Raw genomic sequence first — 18,087 nt, forward strand, 5'->3', positions numbered from 1 at the left:
ACCTCCACCAATGCCCGGATTTGCCCGCGAGGATGCCCCGTACCTCACCGCGAACGGTGACACCGACGCCCTGATGCGCATGATGCTCGAACTCGCGTCCGAGACGTGGGTTCTGCGCGACCGGTTGACGGTCATCGAGCACACCTTGGCCGGAGCAGGCATCGACCTGTCAGCCGTCGATCAGCCGGTGACCGACCCGGAACTCGCCGGCCTGCTCGCCGAACAACGCAACCTGCTCACCGAGCGGCTGATGGCGGCGGCCAGCGGGGCATCCCTGGCAGTGGTCCGGCCATGAAAGTCGCGAGCTATCTGATCCGCAAACTACTGCTGCTGGCGACCGTGATCGTCGGCGTGACCACGTTCATCTTCATCCTCGTCCGGATGTCGGGCGATGCCGCCGAACTGATGTCACCGCCCGAGGCCAGCGAGGCCACGGTCGAGGCGACGCGAGTCCGACTCGGTCTCGACGCTCCGGTCCTGGTGCAGTACCTCGATTCGCTGCGCGGCGCCTTCACCATGGACTTCGGCACCTCGTTCGTCTCCAAGCTCGATTCCGGCTCGCAGGCCTGGTCTCGGTTGGGACCCAGTCTGTCGCTGGTCATCCCGGCGCTGCTGCTGTCGGTGTTGCTGGCCGCGGTGGTCGGTGGATACGCCGCACTACACCAGGCCCAGTCCCGGGGCCGGCTGCTGATGGCGGTCGCTTTCGTTCTGGACGGCATTCCCTACTTCATCACCGCGTTGCTGCTCGTACTCGTCTTCGCCATCAACCTGGGCTGGTTGCCGGCGACCGGGGCCGGGGGCACGATCGGTCTGGTCCTGCCGATCATCGTCCTGACCATCCAGGGCTTCTCCACCCTGTCGCGGTTGGTCCGCGGACAACTCATCGATGCGCTCGCACAGGGCCCGGTGACCATGGCGAAGTCCAAGGGCCTCGCACCGAGGACCGTTCTGGTCAAACACGCATTCCCGCTGGCCATTCCGCCGATCGTCGCGTATCTCGGCATCCTCTTCTCGCTGTTGATCGGATCGCTGTTGATCCTGGAACCGATGCTCAACTACGCCGGGCTCGGACAACTGCTGGTGCGTAGCGTCTCGGCGCGAGACTTTCCGACGGTGCAGGCCTGCGTGTTCGTCATCGCGGTCCTGATCACCGTGATGAACATTGCAATGGATGCCATCGTGCATCTCCTCGATCCCCGACTCCGAGCGAAGGCGTCCTCATGAGCGCGACGACGACCACCACACCGCGCCGGTCACAGGGCCGGGTCCGCGAAATCATGGGCAAGGCCTGGTCGAATCCGGCCGGAAAGATCGGCTTCGGCCTGCTGGCCGTGCTGGTGATCCTGTCGGTGTTCGCACCGCTGATCGCGCCGCACGATCCGACCGCGCAGATCCTTGCCGACGCCGACACCCCGCCGATGTGGATGGGGGGAGAGGGCGGCTACCTTCTCGGCACCGACTCCCTCGGGCGAGATGTGTTCAGCCGCGTGCTCTATGGGCTGCGGCTGAGCCTGACCATCGGCGTGGTCACGGCCACCATCAGCGCGTTGCTCGGACTCCTCCTGGGCGTACTGGCCGGATACTTCGAACGATTCATCGGTCCCGCCCTGCTGCGGTTGGCCGACATCCAGTTCGCGATTCCCTTCATCGCAGTGGGCATCGCCCTGACCGCGGTCCTCGGGCCCGGCATCGTCACCCTGGTGGTCGTGCTGTCGGTGTGGTCGTGGACGATCTACGCCCGCACGATCGTGCGTTCGGTGTCCCAGGTGCGTCGCCTCGATTTCGTGGTCGCGGCCCGCACGCTCGGAGCGTCGACCTCGCGAATCATGCTGCGTCACATCGTGCCCAGCGTGATCGGACCGGTCATCGTGTTGTGGTCGGTCAGCGTGGGCGTGACCGTGTTGGCCGAGAGCGGATTGAGTCTGCTCGGGTTGGGCGTGCAGGCGCCCGGGTTCTCATTGGGGTCGATGTTGGGTGACGGTCAGACCGCGTTGCGTCTGGCCTGGTGGTCGATCGCGTTCCCGGGTGTGGCATTGCTCCTGATCGTCCTGTCCTTCAACATGATCGGCGACGCGGTCCGCGATGCCCTCAACCCCGGCGCCCATGCCAAACCGCAGAACCCGGAATTGACATGAGCCAGAGCGCGCCACAAGCCCCTGACCTCGACGAGCTGTACGGCCAGACCCCCGATGACGTCGGGGGATGGATCGAAGGACTCGGTCTCGAACAGACCGTTGCCGGAACCGGTGTGCCGGCGAGCACCCGGCAGCCGGTACCTTTCCCGGCCACCGAAGAGATCATCGCGTTGGCGCCGTTCGCCGACCCGGATGTGGTCGACACCGCTGTCGCGGCGGCAAGCGCCGCAGCCGCCGGTTGGCAGGCGATCTCGTGGGCACAGCGGCGGGCCGGACTGTATCTGTTCGCCGGAGCGCTCGAAGAGGATGTCCGGACGTTGTCGACCCTGCTCGTCGCCGAGACCGGTCGCCCGCTGCGGCGTTGCGTCAGCGAGGTGCTCAGTGCCGCCCGCTTCGTCCGCACGATCGCCGACACCGCTCAGATGGACACGGACATGGTCCATCCCGGAAAATCGGTCCGGCTGACCGGACGCCCCCTGGGAGTCGTCGGAGCGATCGCGCCGTGGAACTCCCCGGTCTTGCTCGCGGTGGTGAAGGTCGCGAACGCCCTGATGGCCGGAAATACGATGGTGCTCAAGAGTTCACCGTTCACACCGCTGTCGGGTCTACGTTTCGGAATGCTGGCCCGGGAGATCTTCCCTGCAGGCGTCCTCAACGTGATCAACGGGGGCCACGAGGTCGGGGCGGCCATGGTCGCCCACCGCGGCGTGGCCAAGATCTCGTTCACCGGATCAACGGCGACCGGCAAGGTGATCGCAAGGGCCGCTGCAGATCAGCTCAAACGGGTCACGCTCGAGCTCGGCGGCAACGATGCCGCGATCGTCATGGCGGATGCCGACCTCGGGCGGTTCGTCGAAACGGCATCCCAGGTGGGTCTGCTCAACTGCGGTGCCTTCTGTGCGGGCGTCAAACGGATCTACGTCCACGGCAGCCGGATCGACGAGATGCTCGACCTCTTCGACAGTCGTTTGCGGCCAGTGCAACTCGGCGATCCGTTCGACATCACCACCGAGATGGGGCCGATGCAGAATCGGCCCCAGTACGAAAGGGTGCTGGGGCTGAAGGCCGCCGCAAGAGAAGCGGGCGGCCGGGTTCACGGACATCAGGGATCGGTTCCGGACCGGGGTCTGTTCATCGCGCCGACCGTGGTGTCGGGTCTGACATCCGGGCATCGGCTCGTGGTCGAAGAACAGTTCGGTCCGGTGCTCCCGATCATCGCGTTCGATTCGGTGGATGATGCTGTGGCCCAGGCAAATGCGAGCGAGTACGGACTCGGCGGTTCGGTGTGGGGCGCCGATGTGGAGGCCGCCGAGGCGGTTGCCACGCGGCTCGACGTCGGCTCGGCCTGGGTGAACCAACACGGCGCGTTCGACGCCGCGATCCCGATGCCGTTTGCCGGCCAATCCGGAATCGGTATCGACTACGGCGGTTTCGGCGTATACGAGCACAGTCAGCGCACGGTGGTGAACGTCGCGCGGTGAAACATCCCGCATGGTGACGGTGCCGCTCGCAGCGGTATTGTTAACCATATATTGGAAAGGCGATAACCACAATATGGAAATCACAACATTGGACTCATTTGAGTCCCGCGGCGCGGACACGGTCCGGGTAGCTGCCGCACAATTCTTCTCCGGAACCGACGTCGCTGCGAACACCGAACTGTGTGCCGCCTACATCCGGGCCGCGGCAGCGGCCGGCGCCCAGCTGGTCGTGTTGCCCGAGAACAGTAATCGGCTTCGGAACTACAGCGGCCGCGAAGAGTGCCACGAGCTCTCCGAGACACTCGAGGGTGAGTTCGTCGCCGGTCTCAAGCGGGCCTGTCGTGATGCCGGTATCCATGCCGTTGTCGGCGTGGATGTGCGAGGTGCCACGGCACCGGATGTCTACATCGCATCACTGCTGATCGGCCCGTCGGGGGACCTGCTGTACGTCCACCACAAGACGGTGTTCTGGGACTACGAGTACACGCTGTTCACCCCGGGCAGCAAGGAACTCGAAGTCATGGACACCGAGGTCGGCCGTCTCGGGCTGCTGATGTGTGCCGACGGAATCGTTCCCGACGTACCCCGCGTGCTGGGAACCATTGGTGCGCAGGTGTTCTGCAACTCCCTCAACTCGCGTGGCCCGGACGAACTCCGGGTCCATGTGCCCCTGCGGGCCATGGAAAATCACGTGTGGCACATCGCGGCGAACACTGTCGGAGGCCCGGCGGACGCCTGGCCATGGATGGGCGGGTCGCAGATCGTCAGTCCTACAGGCGAAACACTCGCCTGCGCCGGTGAAGAAGACGAAGGCCTGATCTGGGCCGACATCACTCCCGGCACTGCCGACGACAAGGATGTCCCGGGGTTCGCCGACGTCCTCGGTTGGCGCCGACCGGATCTCTACGGTGACCTGATGAGCGACCATGCCTCGCTGCCCGTCGCCTCGATGCTCGGTCCGGTGGATCCGGATCGGCCGTCACAGTTCCTCGATGTCGCAACGCTGCAGGTGTCCTACTTCCACAACCAGGAGTGGACGATCACCCGTGCGGTGGGGCAGATCGCCCACGCCGCAGCGCAGGGTGCGACCCTCGGTGTGCTGCCGGAGCTGTTCTGTTTCAAGCCCGGTGAGGTGGCCGCGGACCCGGCCGCCGCCGCGGTGGTATCGGAGCGGGTTCTCGAGACCATTTGTTCCGCGGCCAAGGAACATTCGCTGTGGGTGGTGGTCAACCTGGTCGAAGAATCCGACGGAGGGGCACACCACAGCACCGCGTATCTGATCGATCACAGCGGCACGGTCGTCTTCCGATACCGCAAGACCCACCTCGACCACGCAGATCTGCAGTGGGCGAGCCCCGGTGACGACATCGAGGTCGCCCATACCGAGATCGGGGCGATCGGGATGATGATCGGCTCAGAGGTGTGGGTACCGGAGGTGATGCGGTTGCTGACCCTGCGCGGCGCCGAAGTGGTTGTGCATCCGGCGAACTGGGATCGCCGAGAGGCGCCTGAGATGGCGGCCACGGAGCGCACCGAAGAGAACCGCGTGCACCTCGTGTCGGTGAACCGGCTCGACAGCCCGGCCGTCATCGGGAGCCAGATCGTCCGCGCTGATCCGTTCATTCCCGGCCAGCCGATTGCGCTCATGCGGTATCCGTCCGCGCAGTGGACCAGGCACGGCTTTGAAGAGCAGCTGATCGTCCGGCTGGATCTGCGTGAATCGCACAACAAGATGATGGGGTACCACCTGGACCCCGTCGGTAGCCGTCAACCGCAGTTGTACGGGCCCCTGCTTGCCGAGAAGAGCTGAGACAGAACATGTCTGTGAACACAGAACGCGCCATGGAGACGGTTGTCGTGGCCGGCATGGGCCCGGTGGGTATGGTCGCGGCCCTGAAGCTGGCCCAACTGGGCCACCAGGTACTGGTTCTCGAGGCGGGCGACCGCCTGTCCGATGAATCGCGGGCGTCCACCTTTCATCCGTCGACACTCGAATTGCTCGAAGAGCTCGGTGTTGTCGACGACCTGCTCGCGGTCGGCCTGGAAGCCCCGGTCTTTCAATACCGGGAGCGCGACGGCACGGTCCTCTCCGAGATGGACATGGGTCTGCTCAAGGGAGAGACCAAGTACCCGTACCGGATTCAGAGCGAACAGGACAATCTGACCCGCATCATCCACCAGGTCCTGGTCATGATGCCCAATGTGACCTTGCGGTTCTCGAGTCCGGTGGTCCGGGTCGAACAGGGACATGATCACACCCGGATCTTCCTGCCCGACACCGACCGTGATCATCCGATCCTGACCCGATGGCTGATCGCCGCCGATGGCGCACAGTCGGCGATCCGCAAATCGCTCGGGGTCTCGTTCGAAGGCCGGACCTACGACGAGCGCTTCCTGGTCATCTCGACCACGCACGAATTCCGCGACGACTTCCCCGATCTCGCGTACGTCTCGTACATTTCCGATCCCGAGGACTGGGGTGTGCTGCTGCGTACCCCCAACCACTGGCGGGCACTGTTCCCGATCCGCGACGCCGAGTCCGACGAGCAGGCTCTCGAGCCGGCCGCCTTGGAGGCCCGACTGCAGGGCATCGCGGCTCAGCCGACGGCGTACGACATCCCGCACGCCTCCATCTACAAGGTGAACATGCGTGCGGCCGCGACGTTCTCGGTCGGCCACACCCTGCTGGTCGGAGACGCCGCGCACGTCAACAACCCGCTCGGTGGCATGGGTATGAACAGCGGTATCCACGACGCGTGGGCCGCGGCACTCTGTGTCGACGCGGCACTGACCGACACCGACGACACCCACGCGGCGACGTTGTACAGCGAATTGCGTCGTGACGCCGCACTCAACCACGTGCAGGCCCAGGCGCAGAAGAACTACGACTCGATGCGCTCCGACGACGACGAGGCCCGGGCCGCCCGCGCCGATGAACTCTCGGAGATGGACATCGAGCTGCTCGACAAGCGGGCCCACCTGCGTGCCTCGGCGATGTTCACGTCGTTGCGGATCACGCTGGGACGCTTGGCCCGCGAGCTTCATGCGGTGCCGAAGACGGCTCGTCCCGCCGGACGTATCCTGTCGGAGCGGCTCTGCTACGGCCCGGTGATCGCTCCGGGTGTGTATGACGGGGTCACGGCACGCTCCGCGGCCGATGCCGGTTTCGCTGTCGCGTATGTCTCGGGGGCCGCCGTATCGGCGACTGCGCTGGGCCGTCCCGACCTCGGATACCTGGGGCTGGCCGAGATGACCGAACAGGTCAGGCGCATGACCGCGGTGAGCGACCTGGCGTTGATCGTCGACGGGGACACCGGCTATGGCGGCGTCCTGCAGGTCGGCGAGGCCGTCGAACGTCTCGAGCGGGCCGGTGCTGCGGCCATCCAGTTCGAAGATCAGTTGGCACCCAAGCGATGTGGGCATCTCGACGGCAAGGAACTGATCCCGGTCGAGGAGATGACGGCCAAGGTGGCGATGGCCGTGCGGAGTAGGCGCAGCGCGCTGGTGATCGCCCGGACCGATGCGCTGGCGGTCGACGGTGAGGACGCCGCGCTGGCGAGAATACGAGCGTATGCCGCTGCCGGCGCCGACCTGATCCTTGTCGAGGGTGCCTATGCGGAGGCGCAATTGCGCCGGGTCCGCGATGCGGTGCCCGGCGTGCCGCTGATGGTGAACCTGTCGGAGGCCGGCGACCACTCGGCGCTTCCACCTACGCGGGTTCTGGCCGAATGCGGTGTCGCCCTGATGATCTACCCGGTGGGCCCGCTGTTGTCTGCGGCCGGGGCGGTCGCGCAGACGTACCGGTCGATTCGTCGGACCGGTGTCTCGGGCCGGTCCCAGCAGGATTGGCGAGGTTTCACGGATTTGCTTGGGGTCGGTGCTGAGCTGGCAGCCGACGCCGAGGTCGGCCGGTGGGCGAAGGCCCACCTGGCCGCGCCCACCACTTCAATCGAGAGGGACACACAATGGCAGGAACCGGTACATCAGTGATCACCAAGGGCAAGAAGTTCGGGCTGATCGTTCCCTCGACGAATACATCGGTGGAGCGCGAGTTCCACCGGATCCGGTTGCAGGACTCGTCCTGGCACACCGGACGGATCATGATCAAGGCCGTGGCCCTGGATTCAGCCGACGCGTTCGGGCTGTTCCGGGAGAACCTGAACGAGGCACTACCCGCAGCGCTGGAGACGGTGATGACCGCCGACCCTGATTACATCGTGATGGGGATGTCTGCGGAGACCTTCTGGGGCGGCGTGGCGGGCAACGCCGAGTTCGAGGCCAACGTTCGCCGACTGACCGGGTTGGGAGTGTCCACCGGGGCCACCGCTGCCGGTGAGGCACTGAAAGCGTTCGGGGCGCGCCGAATCGGCGTCATGACCCCCTACCAGCCGGTCGGCGACGAGCAGGTGCGTAAGTACTTCACCGAGCTCGGTTTTGACGTGGCCGGCGTGCACGGCCTGAAGTCGGCGTCGGCCACTTCGATCGCGGACGAGACCCCGGAAACCATCCGGGCGGGCTTCCTGGCCGTCGACGGACCTGACGTCGACGCATTGATCCAGTGCGGAACGAACCTGGAGGCGATGGATGTCGCTGCCGACCTCGAGCGTGAACTGGGCAAGCCGGTGATCGCCATCAACCTCGCCACAATCTGGCATGCGTTGCGGGCGAATGGGATCAACGATCAGGTCGAGGGCTTCGGCTCGTTGCTCGCCAAGTTCTGAGGAGTCTGCGACATCCACACCGTCAGAACGTCGGTGGCGGTTCGTTCCTTCCTCGCTCTTCGCGGCGTTGCCGGTTGAGTTGCTCTGCCAGTTCGCGTTGCCGGCGGTTGGCGAGTCGTTCTTGTTGCCGGCGCGCGTGTCTGGCAGGGGTACGCGGCTGCGATCTTGGCGGGGATGTTCTCGGTGAGCCGCGTTGGTTGTCGAAGACGATGAACCTCAGTGTCGGGAACAGGTCGTCGCCGGTCCATCCCGGACCGTGATAGTGCCGGCGTTCGGGTGTGGTGAAGACAAGCCGGGTCCGCCCGGTCTCAGGATCGGGGTACTGATCATCAAGCCAGTCGGAGTAGGTCTTGAGCAGATGATGAAAACGGCACAGCGTCTTCATCTCTGATGGATGGGTGCAGCCACCGGCCTCGGGATCGTTGTGGTTGTACTCGCACGTGTGGTCCAGATCCGCGCCCCAGGCCTTGTGCTCACAGCCGGGCCACATGCAGTAGACGTCGCGGATCCGGAGGAAACTGTCGAGCACAGCTGACGGCCGGTACTGGTCACCGGGTTGGGTGGCCGGCAGTGGAATCACCTGCGGGAACGGCGCTGTGACTATGCCGCCCGCGGCTGGTGGGTTCTGCGGTCGGCGCATGTTCGCGTTCGGCCGCTTGGGTTTTGGCGTCTCCTGCTCGGGCCCTGATTCCGGCTGCTCGGCTGCTGGTTGCGCCGGGTCTGTCTCCGGCTGCGGCTGTCCGGGCTCGGGCTGAGGCTCGGGCGGTGTGGATTCCTGTTGTGCATATGCAGATGCAGGCTCTGGCTGCGCGGGTGCAGGTTTGTTGCCCATCGGCCGCTGGACTGTCTCGGGGCGGGCAGCGATATCACGGACGTGATCGCCGGAGATGACACCGTGCCCATCCATGAAGCCTGGATTCTCGGCGCGACCATCGACGGTGGCCTGATCAGCGATCACATGCAGCACGATCTTCACATCCACCCCTGAAACCACCTGTCCGGCAGGAACGGTGACGATCTCGGCGGTGCACGGATGCTTCGGGTCATTCGGGCACTGGCAATAGAACTCGCGGGCCATCACCGTGGCGAAGAGCGCATCGGCCATCCGATCAGAACGCTTACGCGGATCAGCCTTACAGGTGGCCATCGCCAGCTTCTCCAGCCGCGCCATGATCAACGTCAATTCCTCAGCCGTGGAATGCGCGTCCAGGACCGCCATGCCGTGGTCGGTGTTGTTGGCCCACACCCCACGGTTGTTTTTCGCGTCCTCTCGGTTCTTACGGACGAGGTCCGGGTCGCGGCGGAAGATGATCGCATCGACCATGTCCCGCATCCGACCCTTCGACCACGACCCCCGCCGACCCAGCGCCTCGGCAATCCCCCGATCGATATCGGCCATATGGGCCGAGCCCTCGATCAACTCGGTGCGGGCGATGATGTCAGGAATATGGTGCGCAGCGATTAGGCCGGCTTTCAAGAGTGCATTGACCGCAGGCAAGCGATCGCGCAAAGCCACCCCACGGTTGATCTGTAGCTCCGCGGTCCGCTGCGTCAGACCTTGTGCGGCAGATAATCTCGCCGCGCACTGCGCGAACGGATCAAGGGCGCGCATCTCCGCCTCAGACCCGGCAGTGGGCTCGACGAGATGTCGGTGCAGCATCGCCGCAGCGGCGTACCGTTCCCACTCCATCCGCGACTGCTGAGCCATCGCGAGCTCGGTGTTACGCAACAACTCGTTGACACCCGCTGATTCGACAGGGCCGATTTCATCGTCCCCACCTGCATCTTCGAACTCCCCCTCGAACATACATTTGATTCTAAACGAGGGGTACGACAATCGATTGCGAAGTCGCGGGAGCAGTTCGACAAACGGGCGGGCTCACCGAGAACAATTGTCCCGGTGAGCCCGCCCGTTGATGATGTGCCAGGCGTCTAGAGACCCAGGCCCGCCTTGATCGTCGGCCATGCCTTCGGCAGTTGGTCCTTCCAATACGGCCAATTGTGTATCCCGACCGGCTCGTACGTCACCGTCGAAGGAATACGGAGGCTGTTCAGGCGATTCTCCAGCGTCCGGGTGCAGTGGTTCGCGCCCGCCTCGATTGCACCGCCGACGATCACTCTGTTCAGGTAGTCGTCATCATTCGGATCTTCATGCGGGCCGGTCAAGCCGCTCCCGGCCGACATGTAGATGTGCATGCCGCGCAACGCTTCTGCATTGCGGACGGAGTCGTGTGCCTTCCACGCTTCGTTGCCGAACTCACCCCAGACATTGGCAGGGTCGCCCTTCTGGTGTGAAGCGGTGAGCTGGATGGAAAGACGGCCCACCGGATCAGTGGTCGAGTAACACCCACTGAACGCGGCGACCCCGTCGTAGACATCCGGGTTCCTGTGGGCCAGCATCATTGCACCTTGCGCACCCATGGAGTTTCCGGCGATCACGTTGACGCCATTGGTGTTGAGAGCGTTGTCGATCAGTGGTGGCAACTCTTTCGCGGTGAAGGTTTCCCACCTGTTCAGACCGAGGACCGGATCTTCCTTCTCCCAGTCGGTGTACACACTCGACCGACCGCCATTGAGCATCACCACATTGACGTCTTTGTCGGCGAAGAAGCCCTTGGCATCAGCCTGGTACATCCAGCCGCTGGCGTTGTCCCCGGCGCTCACCCCGTCGAGCATGTACAGCGTCGGACGCTTCACCGAATTATCCGTGGGCACCAGGACATCGAGTGTGACCGCACGGCGAAGTGCCGGTGATTCCACCCTGTACCGAACGTGGTTTCCGGACTGGCTGATCTTTTCGATCGCCGGAGCGAGGATGTCGTCGCGGAGCACCGGCGGCGGGCCGGGGTCCTCTTGGAACGCGTCCGGTACCGTCGATCCGGAACCGACGCTGCCACTGCCTGAGCTGCCCAAGCTCGGTGCCGCGCCGGAGACCCCACTGAACATCAGTGTTGCAGCAGCGGCGACCGCTCCCACCGTGCCGAAGCAGGCGATGCGTCGCGATCGTGAATGAGCAGTTCGGACTGCTTGGCCCATCGGGTAACCCCCAGGTAATGACTCGGTAAAGGATCAACCGAACATACCGCACTCAGAATTGAGCGCCGCTCAGATATGGACTGCGCAATAGGATTGAGACCAAATCGATTCGAATAGGCCGGGAATCATCGTTTGCAATAGAGTTGTTCGGATTAGTTCCTTTGGGGGACAACGATATGAACGTTTGTACTTCTACTATGATCGGTAAACCAAAGCGGCCTTTTTTGCACCGGTCCTTGTGAATTTGACGGTCGACCAACTACGTCTGACCTTGCAGTTTGCGAATAACGGCCGGAGTTCTCCGCGTCCGGTGGTCGGGTTTCCATGTGAGAAGTAGGGCGAGTGCCAAAAGAAGTTCGGCGATGTCGCCCCAGTAGTACATGAGGGTTCCGCCATCCTGCAGTTCACTGGCCGGTGCGGGGACCTGCACGTAGAGGCCGGCGTAGAGCAGTTGTGAGATCACGGCGTGGCCGGTGATGGCAACACCGAGAACGACCAGACGCATCGGCACCGTCGGGCGGTCCGGTCCGGGGTCTGGACCGGCGATCATCCACGCGAACAGATAACCGGCGATGAAGAAATGGACGTGGATCAGGCTGTGCAGCGCGGGATTGGCGTCTGCGAGTTCGAACAGTGGGGTGAAGTACAGCAGCGCCAATCCGCCGATGTTGGCGACGAGTAGAACTATCGGATTGGTGATCAGGCGTGCGGGTTTCGACCGCAGCAGGTGCACCAGGGTGCGTCCATGCCGGGGTGGGATGGACCTCAAAACCAGCGTCATCGGTGCCGCCATAACCAACGCGAGCGGCGCGAACATGCCGATGAGCAGATGCCCGAGCATGTGATTGCCGAAACTGTCGGAGACCGACGGGCGCAGTGCGATCAGAAGTATCGCCACTCCGATCAAGAAACTCGCAGTACGCCAATGGTTCCAACCGCGGGCTTCGCGTGATCGCAGTACGGCGAAGACAACGTACGCGGTGGCGACGGCGGCCAGCGACGTATATGCGACCATCTGCGTCCAGTCGACGCCGTGCTGCGCTGATCCGTGCGCCAGTTGCGTCATACCGGGCCGTCGACTCTCACGCGCGCGAAATCAAGCGGCCGAGCTGAGCGCTGCAGTAGCCAACCCGCTATCACGAGCAGTGCTCCGAGCGCCAAAAAGCCGATGTCCCAGAGAGTTTGATAATCGCCGCTCCGGACGTGATGGATGGCGAGGATGTGATGATCGATGACGCCCTCGACGAGGTTGAACGCGCCCCAACCCACCAGGACCCATCCCCAGAGCGCCCGGGATGTCCAAAGGCGACGACGGTCGTGTGTGACCTGCGAGTACAGCAGTCCCAGGCCGAGCAGTACTGCGAGCCAGGTGAACGTGTGGAAGAACCCATCCCACATCGTGTTCATCTCCAGCCCGTGCACAGTGTTGGCGGGGTAGTACTTCACGCCGATGTTGTCGTCGTTGGTCCCGGTGAGCATGTGGTGCCACTGCAGAATCTGATGCAGCAGGATTCCGTCGACGAAGCCCCCGAGTCCGATGCCCAGGATCACGCCGGGGAGGGCCAACGATCGAGATGTCTTCTCCACGGCGGGGTCTGCGGATGTACTCATTGTGGCCTTTCCGAAGTGGGTTTCCTCGGAAGTACCCCTGGTGGCCGAATGCGTAACGTCAGGCCGTTCCGGGTTGATCAGCGCTTGGCGCGATCGTCAGGCGTGTCAGTCGGCCGGTGGTATCGAGTCGGAAGCGGTAGTCGACGTCGACGAGTCCACCGGGAAAGTTGCCTTCGAGTCGGATTCGGATCGAGGTCTTGTCGGTCGCCTCGTTCTGCACGGCTGTCGGTGTCGCGGTGTACGTGTATTCGCCCGCGACCCGATCGAGCCAGGTCCTGATCTCGGAGACGCCGCGATAGTCGTGCCCATCGTCGGTCACTTGGGCGTCCTCGGTGAACAGTGCCACGGCTGCGGGACGATCATCGCCTTGGCTGAGAGTCATGTATGCGCGGACGGCATCTGGGCAGTCGGCGACCAGCGGGTTTGTCACGGTGTTCTCCTCGGTTGTCACTGCTAAGTTAGAAGTGACTGTTACTGCTAAGTTAGCAGTAAGTCGACGAGGGAGCGTCCGGATGGTGAGCAAGATCAGACTCGAGGACCGGGAGTGCCCGTTGTCGACAACGCTGGGCGTGGTCGGCGAGTGGTGGACGGTGCTCATCCTGCATGACTGTTTCGACGGCTACTCGCGCTTCGACGAGTTCCAGTCCAACATCGGTCTCTCGTCCAGCATGCTGACGAGCCGACTGAAAGCCCTCGTCGAGGCCGGCATTCTCGATCGACGGCGCTATCAGGAACGTCCGGATCGTTACGAATACTTACTCACCGACCTGGGTCGGTCGCTACGCCCCGTGCTTGTCGCGATGGCGGCATGGCGTAATGCGCAGCTGGCACCGGAGGAGCGGTCGATGATCCTGGTCGACGCGCAGACGGGTCGCGAAATCGAGCCCGTTGTCGTCGATGCAGCCACCGGTGAGCGCATTGACGGCTCCGGGTACGTCTATGCCGCCGGCCCGGCTGCCGGCGAGGTCATGCAGAAGCGATATGAGGCACTGCGTCCAGAACGCAAAGACATGCCGGAGTGACGTCGTGCATGCATAATTGGGAGGCGCCGTAAGCCGGCGCCATCCGCTCGAGACACAAGACCTCGGTGGCACCACAGGCCAATATCTGTGCGGCGGAGTCATTCGCATTGCACGCAGGCACATTCGTGCTTGGTCCTGGCCTGCCCAAGCATCGTTACGACACTGGAGGCAGTCTTGAAGATCAGCGTTGTTGTAGGGAATCCGAAGGCCGGATCCCGCACCCTTGCCCTCGCCCGGCTACTCGCCGCGGCCATCGCCACCGACGAGGACACGATCGCGACGGTGGACCTCGCCGAGCACACCGCCGAGATCTTCGTCTGGCCGTCGGACCAGATGGCCGCCCTGAACGAGTCGGTCGCGGCCAGTGATCTGGTGATCGTCGGTTCCCCGACCTACAAGGCCACCTACACCGGTCTTCTGAAGAGCTTCCTGGACCGATACCCGAACCTCGGGCTCAAGAATGTCTGCGCCATCCCGTTGATGACCGGCGCCGACAAGGGCCACTCGATGGCTCCCGAGGTCAACCTGCGGCCGCTTCTCGTGGAACTCGGTGCGCTGGTGCCGACGGCGGGGTTCTATTTCGAGACACCGCAGATGGATCGGGCCGATGAGATCATCGAGGGTTGGGTGACCGCGAACGCGGTGGCGCTGCACCAGGTCCGCGCGGCCGCCGAACTGAAGGTCGGTGCCCGGTGAGCACCGTCGAGGCCCACCGCCGGTTCGGGGATCACGTCGGCTCGATGGCCCCGGCGATCGCCGACTCCGCGGAAGTTCGCGCCGTCTTCAACGGATTCCCGGCCGCGGTCGCAGCCTTGTGCGCCGTTGTGGACGGGGAACCGCAGGGGATGGTTGCAACCTCACTGGCCGTCGGTGTCTCCTATGACCCACCGATGGTGATGTTCTCGGTCCGCAACGCGTCGTCGACGTGGCCGATCCTGAGACGGGCGAGCCGCATCGGGATCTCGATCCTTGCCGAGGACCAGAGTGCCGCCTGTCGACAGATCTCCGCGAAGGACGCCGACCGGTTCGCCGACCTGGACACATGGGTGAGCGACGAGGGAGCACTGTTCATCGACGGCGCAGTGACATGGATGGATTGCGAGATCTCCGGTGATCTTCCGGCCGGCGACCACACCGTCGTCACGTTCCTGGTCAACGAGGTCGGACATGCGCGAAACGCGGCCCCCTTGCTATTTCACAACGGCCGGTTCCCGCGGATCCATCACCAGGAGATCGCCTGAGTTCCACCGCCGAACGGCCGGCTTCCTGTAAGCGTTGATCATCGCCGCCGACATCACGATCCCAGCCACGAACCGCTGCCAAACACACACGCCGCCAACGAGAACGGCTCGCCAATCGGCGGGCGGTCGGTGTTCTACGGTGGCCGACGTGTGCCGTACGGTTTCACTCCTTCAGAGTGTTGGCCATCCAGTTCACGGTCTGCATCCCGAACAGGTCGGTGCCCCAGCCGTACAGGTTGGTCAGCGCGTTGAGCATGCTGCAGTCCGAGGGCTGATAGCTGACGTCGGTTCCCCCGGCCCGGTATTTCGCGGTCAGATCCCGGGCATCCTGCGCGGGTACCAACGACATCGGTGAATCATCGGCCGCACACGAGGTGATCAGCACCTTCGAATCCGGGCTCTTGGACCCGAGTAGGTTGTCGTCGTAGACGTGCTGGAACTCCGGGATGTCCGCCGGGTTCTGTCCGCTGGTGAACAGGGTTCGCAGTGGCAGGAACGGTGTCGCGAAGTAGGCCGGTGTCTGACACTGGGTCCGGAACACATCTGCCATCGCCTTACCGGCAGGAGTGAGTTTCTCGTCGATCTTCATCTCCGGGTAGCGCGGTTCCAGACCGAGCAGCGTGGCAAACGCGAACCCCGAGCCCACCGACCCGTCGGCGGTGCGGATGAAGTTGCGCTGGTTGACGACCATGCCCTCCAGGACCGTCGACTTCACGTTGAGTTCGGGTGCGTAGGTGGCGTGATTCTCGGCCGCGAACGCAGCGCCCACACCGCCGCCGGCGATACCGAAGATCGAGATCGGGGCGTCGGCGCTCAGACCGGCCTCGGGTAGGGCCAACGCGGCCCGCACGCCATCGAGATTCGCGTTGCCGCCGAACTTTCCGGCAAAGACGCCGTGTGGCAACGGATCACCGTCATTGCCGACGTCGGAGATCATCACTGCCAGGCCCTTGCCGAAGATCTGGCCCAGCGGGCCCAGCGCGGACCAGGAGGAGCCGTCCATCGGGGCGCCACCGGTCCACTGGGTGCTCGGATGGCAGTAGGCACCGACGCTGTCGTTGGCTTCTTGGTACGCGACGACTCCACGTTCGGAGTTCTTCTTACCGTCGCGGGGGATCATCAGGATGCCGGTACTGATCTCGGCGCTGCCGTCGAGGTCGGTGGTGACGTACATCAGCTTGTAGGCATCGATGTTGCCGGGCCGAAATCCGGTGAACTGCACCGCAACCGGTTTGGCCTTGAGGATGGTGCCCGGCTTCTCGTCCCCGCGGAGCCGTGGTTCGGCGTAGAACGGATCGTCGGCGGCCAGGCCCTGGAAGATCTCGTCGGGGCTCGCGATGCGGCCGTCGGCGAATGTGCCGATGACATAGCCGTTGAACACCTCGCCCAGGTCCGGGGTACGTACCGGTTCTGCCTGGGCGGCCGGCACATTCACCGACACTGCCACCAGGGCGACCATCAGGATCGACAGTGCTGTCGAGAGGCTTTTCACGACACACTCACCTTCGTGCCGGCCGCCGCGGCCTGCAGCAGCGACGGGATGCTCATGATCGGACGGTGTGTTTCGAGCTGGGTTTCGTAGGGTGTGCGCAAGATTCGCTCCAGGGACGGCCAGTCATGGTTCACCAGGTCCTTGTATTTCGGCAGTAGTTCGATGGTGATGTAGTCCCAGCGTGGTTCGTATTCCGCCCAATTCCACGACGGCAACGGGGTGGTCAGGGTCGCGGTGCGTCCATCGGCGAGACGGTTGCTGATCTCGATGGGCCGAAATGACCTCGGCGCGACGACGCCGGCCACCGACGGTGAGCCGCCCACGGTGCTCACATAAGTGATCGCTTCGCCGACATCACCCTTGTAAGCGCGGGTCCGGTCCCACTGTTCCTTGATGATCTGGCCTTGTTCGCGTTGCAGCAGAACGGCATTGCCCTCGGCGATCCGGTCCGCGTCGTTCGACGCGATATCGCGCCAGGCGTCGAGGATGTCATCACCGAAGAGGCCGGCCGCCCGCATCTCTTCGAGTGGGGCGAGCCCGCCGGCCACGTACGCGCGGTGCATGGGCATGAGGTCGCTGAAGATGTTCTTCTGCATCACCAGAATGTTCCCGAGGACGAAGTGCAGATCATCGGGCGTCACCGTGGATCCGACGCGTGCCAGTGCCCGCAGTCCGGTCGGAAGTTGCTCGACCAGACCGGCACCGGCCTGGTTTGCCTGCCCGACGATGGCGTTGGCGAAACCTTGGAGCCGGGTCCAGTCGTAGACGTTGGTGGCGAGTTCGAAATCGATCAGGCCACCGCCGAAGTCGGCGCCGACCTGACCTGCCATCCCGGCCCACTGGAGCTCGCGGTGATTCAGTTGGAGCTGTTCGTAGAAGGTGTACGACTTGATCAGGTTCTGCCGATTGGCCTCGACCCCGAGTCGGGGGTTCCAGGTGGCGAGATCGATTCCGGCGGCAGTGGTCGTCTCGACCAGCCAGTACTGGTACAGCAACGCCGCGTAGCGGGAGGGTGCCACCGCCTGACCGCGCGCCTGATCCAGGAGGGTGCGCAGTTCTGCCGGATCGGTGGGCAATGCGGAGTGCACACCGCCCGGCCCGCGGGAGGCGTCCCGATTGGTCAGGGGGAGATCGAGATAACGGTCCAGACCCGGTGCAGGCTCGGCCCGGGCCACGCTTCCGATGGTGCAGAGGGTGAAGAGGACGATAATCGCCGCAACCCCCCGTCGGAGGAGTGGTCGGCAAAAATGACCGTCACGATCAAACATCACACAGGCCCCATTTCGAGTCGCAATAACTCGCTGGGACGATATGGCAGAACCGTCCCAAGGGGTACCCGGACCGGGGG

Annotated in this window: 18 protein-coding genes; 11 read left to right on the top strand and 7 right to left on the bottom strand. The window is 64.1% G+C overall.

Annotated elements, in window-relative coordinates; all coding sequences use genetic code 11:
- Window positions 1-10: 10 nt before the first annotated feature.
- The 7 genes from AC51GR_RS09825 (at window position 11) to AC51GR_RS09855 (ending at window position 8,337) form a co-directional block, all read left to right on the top strand.
- Window positions 11-295: a hypothetical protein gene (locus AC51GR_RS09825; RefSeq protein ID WP_496324438.1), complete on the top strand. Its 285-nt coding sequence runs from the start codon at window positions 11-13 to the stop codon at window positions 293-295.
- Window positions 292-1,224, top strand: coding sequence for an ABC transporter permease (locus AC51GR_RS09830; protein WP_496324439.1), 933 nt, complete (start codon window positions 292-294; stop codon window positions 1,222-1,224). Before AC51GR_RS09825 ends, AC51GR_RS09830 begins: the two co-directional genes overlap by 4 nt.
- Window positions 1,221-2,135, top strand: a complete 915-nt coding sequence (locus AC51GR_RS09835; protein ID WP_496324440.1) for an ABC transporter permease — start codon at window positions 1,221-1,223, stop codon at window positions 2,133-2,135. Before AC51GR_RS09830 ends, AC51GR_RS09835 begins: the two co-directional genes overlap by 4 nt.
- Window positions 2,132-3,616: an aldehyde dehydrogenase family protein gene (locus AC51GR_RS09840; protein WP_496324441.1), complete on the top strand. Its 1,485-nt coding sequence runs from the start codon at window positions 2,132-2,134 to the stop codon at window positions 3,614-3,616. Before AC51GR_RS09835 ends, AC51GR_RS09840 begins: the two co-directional genes overlap by 4 nt.
- 73 nt (window positions 3,617-3,689) lie before the next feature.
- A complete protein-coding gene (locus AC51GR_RS09845) occupies window positions 3,690-5,426 on the top strand; it encodes a nitrilase-related carbon-nitrogen hydrolase (RefSeq protein WP_496324442.1) in 1,737 nt (578 codons plus the stop codon).
- Between the two features lie 8 nt (window positions 5,427-5,434).
- A complete protein-coding gene (locus AC51GR_RS09850) occupies window positions 5,435-7,606 on the top strand; it encodes an FAD-dependent monooxygenase (protein WP_496324443.1) in 2,172 nt (723 codons plus the stop codon).
- Complete coding sequence (locus AC51GR_RS09855; RefSeq protein WP_496324444.1) at window positions 7,582-8,337, top strand: maleate cis-trans isomerase family protein; 756 nt, start codon at window positions 7,582-7,584, stop codon at window positions 8,335-8,337. Before AC51GR_RS09850 ends, AC51GR_RS09855 begins: the two co-directional genes overlap by 25 nt.
- A gap of 22 nt (window positions 8,338-8,359) precedes the next feature.
- Here the strand turns inward: AC51GR_RS09855 and AC51GR_RS09860 are convergent, their stop codons facing one another.
- Both AC51GR_RS09860 and AC51GR_RS09865 read right to left on the bottom strand, forming a co-directional pair.
- Window positions 8,360-10,144: an HNH endonuclease signature motif containing protein gene (locus tag AC51GR_RS09860; protein ID WP_496324445.1), complete on the bottom strand. Its 1,785-nt coding sequence runs from the start codon at window positions 10,142-10,144 to the stop codon at window positions 8,360-8,362.
- Between the two features lie 125 nt (window positions 10,145-10,269).
- Window positions 10,270-11,034: an alpha/beta hydrolase gene (locus AC51GR_RS09865; protein WP_496324446.1), complete on the bottom strand. Its 765-nt coding sequence runs from the start codon at window positions 11,032-11,034 to the stop codon at window positions 10,270-10,272.
- 31 nt (window positions 11,035-11,065) lie between these two features.
- On the opposite strand from AC51GR_RS09865, the gene AC51GR_RS09870 reads away from it, so the two are divergent.
- Complete coding sequence (locus tag AC51GR_RS09870; protein ID WP_496324447.1) at window positions 11,066-11,350, top strand: hypothetical protein; 285 nt, start codon at window positions 11,066-11,068, stop codon at window positions 11,348-11,350.
- 282 nt (window positions 11,351-11,632) lie between these two features.
- Here the strand turns inward: AC51GR_RS09870 and AC51GR_RS09875 are convergent, their stop codons facing one another.
- The 3 genes from AC51GR_RS09875 to AC51GR_RS09885 are packed head-to-tail and all read right to left on the bottom strand — an operon-like array spanning window position 11,633 to window position 13,414.
- Complete coding sequence (locus tag AC51GR_RS09875; RefSeq protein ID WP_496324448.1) at window positions 11,633-12,439, bottom strand: cytochrome c oxidase assembly protein; 807 nt, start codon at window positions 12,437-12,439, stop codon at window positions 11,633-11,635.
- Window positions 12,436-12,984 (bottom strand): DUF2243 domain-containing protein, encoded by a 549-nt coding sequence (locus tag AC51GR_RS09880; RefSeq protein WP_496324449.1) that lies wholly within the window; start codon window positions 12,982-12,984, stop codon window positions 12,436-12,438. Before AC51GR_RS09880 ends, AC51GR_RS09875 begins: the two co-directional genes overlap by 4 nt.
- 58 nt (window positions 12,985-13,042) lie before the next feature.
- Window positions 13,043-13,414: a nuclear transport factor 2 family protein gene (locus tag AC51GR_RS09885; protein ID WP_496324450.1), complete on the bottom strand. Its 372-nt coding sequence runs from the start codon at window positions 13,412-13,414 to the stop codon at window positions 13,043-13,045.
- 82 nt (window positions 13,415-13,496) lie between these two features.
- On the opposite strand from AC51GR_RS09885, the gene AC51GR_RS09890 reads away from it, so the two are divergent.
- From AC51GR_RS09890 to AC51GR_RS09900, 3 genes are all read left to right on the top strand, one after another.
- The gene (locus tag AC51GR_RS09890; RefSeq protein ID WP_496324451.1) at window positions 13,497-14,006 is read left to right on the top strand and encodes a winged helix-turn-helix transcriptional regulator; all 510 of its coding nucleotides are present in this window, start codon (window positions 13,497-13,499) and stop codon (window positions 14,004-14,006) included.
- Window positions 14,007-14,180: 174 nt separating this feature from the next.
- Window positions 14,181-14,702: an NADPH-dependent FMN reductase gene (locus AC51GR_RS09895; protein WP_496324452.1), complete on the top strand. Its 522-nt coding sequence runs from the start codon at window positions 14,181-14,183 to the stop codon at window positions 14,700-14,702.
- Window positions 14,699-15,247: a flavin reductase family protein gene (locus tag AC51GR_RS09900; protein ID WP_496324453.1), complete on the top strand. Its 549-nt coding sequence runs from the start codon at window positions 14,699-14,701 to the stop codon at window positions 15,245-15,247. Before AC51GR_RS09895 ends, AC51GR_RS09900 begins: the two co-directional genes overlap by 4 nt.
- A gap of 163 nt (window positions 15,248-15,410) precedes the next feature.
- Here the strand turns inward: AC51GR_RS09900 and AC51GR_RS09905 are convergent, their stop codons facing one another.
- Together AC51GR_RS09905 and AC51GR_RS09910 are read right to left on the bottom strand one after the other, a co-directional pair.
- Complete coding sequence (locus AC51GR_RS09905) at window positions 15,411-16,706, bottom strand: lipase family protein (RefSeq protein WP_496324628.1); 1,296 nt, start codon at window positions 16,704-16,706, stop codon at window positions 15,411-15,413.
- Window positions 16,707-16,735: 29 nt separating this feature from the next.
- The gene (locus AC51GR_RS09910; RefSeq protein WP_496324629.1) at window positions 16,736-18,007 is read right to left on the bottom strand and encodes a hypothetical protein; all 1,272 of its coding nucleotides are present in this window, start codon (window positions 18,005-18,007) and stop codon (window positions 16,736-16,738) included.
- Window positions 18,008-18,087 lie beyond the last annotated feature (80 nt).

It is taken from the genome of Williamsia sp. z71, from assembly GCF_059553375.1.

Bases quoted from the DNA above. Each gene is read 5' to 3' on its own strand.
- AC51GR_RS09825 (WP_496324438.1), top strand. From the start codon at position 11: ATGCCCGGATTTGCCCGCGAGGATGCCCCGTACCTCACCGCGAACGGT.
- AC51GR_RS09830 (WP_496324439.1), top strand. From the start codon at position 292: ATGAAAGTCGCGAGCTATCTGATCCGCAAACTACTGCTGCTGGCGACC.
- AC51GR_RS09835 (WP_496324440.1), top strand. From the start codon at position 1,221: ATGAGCGCGACGACGACCACCACACCGCGCCGGTCACAGGGCCGGGTC.
- AC51GR_RS09840 (WP_496324441.1), top strand. From the start codon at position 2,132: ATGAGCCAGAGCGCGCCACAAGCCCCTGACCTCGACGAGCTGTACGGC.
- AC51GR_RS09845 (WP_496324442.1), top strand. From the start codon at position 3,690: ATGGAAATCACAACATTGGACTCATTTGAGTCCCGCGGCGCGGACACG.
- AC51GR_RS09850 (WP_496324443.1), top strand. From the start codon at position 5,435: ATGTCTGTGAACACAGAACGCGCCATGGAGACGGTTGTCGTGGCCGGC.
- AC51GR_RS09855 (WP_496324444.1), top strand. From the start codon at position 7,582: ATGGCAGGAACCGGTACATCAGTGATCACCAAGGGCAAGAAGTTCGGG.
- AC51GR_RS09860 (WP_496324445.1), bottom strand. From the start codon at position 10,144: ATGTTCGAGGGGGAGTTCGAAGATGCAGGTGGGGACGATGAAATCGGC.
- AC51GR_RS09875 (WP_496324448.1), bottom strand. From the start codon at position 12,439: ATGACGCAACTGGCGCACGGATCAGCGCAGCACGGCGTCGACTGGACG.
- AC51GR_RS09880 (WP_496324449.1), bottom strand. From the start codon at position 12,984: ATGAGTACATCCGCAGACCCCGCCGTGGAGAAGACATCTCGATCGTTG.
- AC51GR_RS09890 (WP_496324451.1), top strand. From the start codon at position 13,497: ATGGTGAGCAAGATCAGACTCGAGGACCGGGAGTGCCCGTTGTCGACA.
- AC51GR_RS09905 (WP_496324628.1), bottom strand. From the start codon at position 16,706: ATGGTCGCCCTGGTGGCAGTGTCGGTGAATGTGCCGGCCGCCCAGGCA.
- AC51GR_RS09910 (WP_496324629.1), bottom strand. From the start codon at position 18,007: ATGTTTGATCGTGACGGTCATTTTTGCCGACCACTCCTCCGACGGGGG.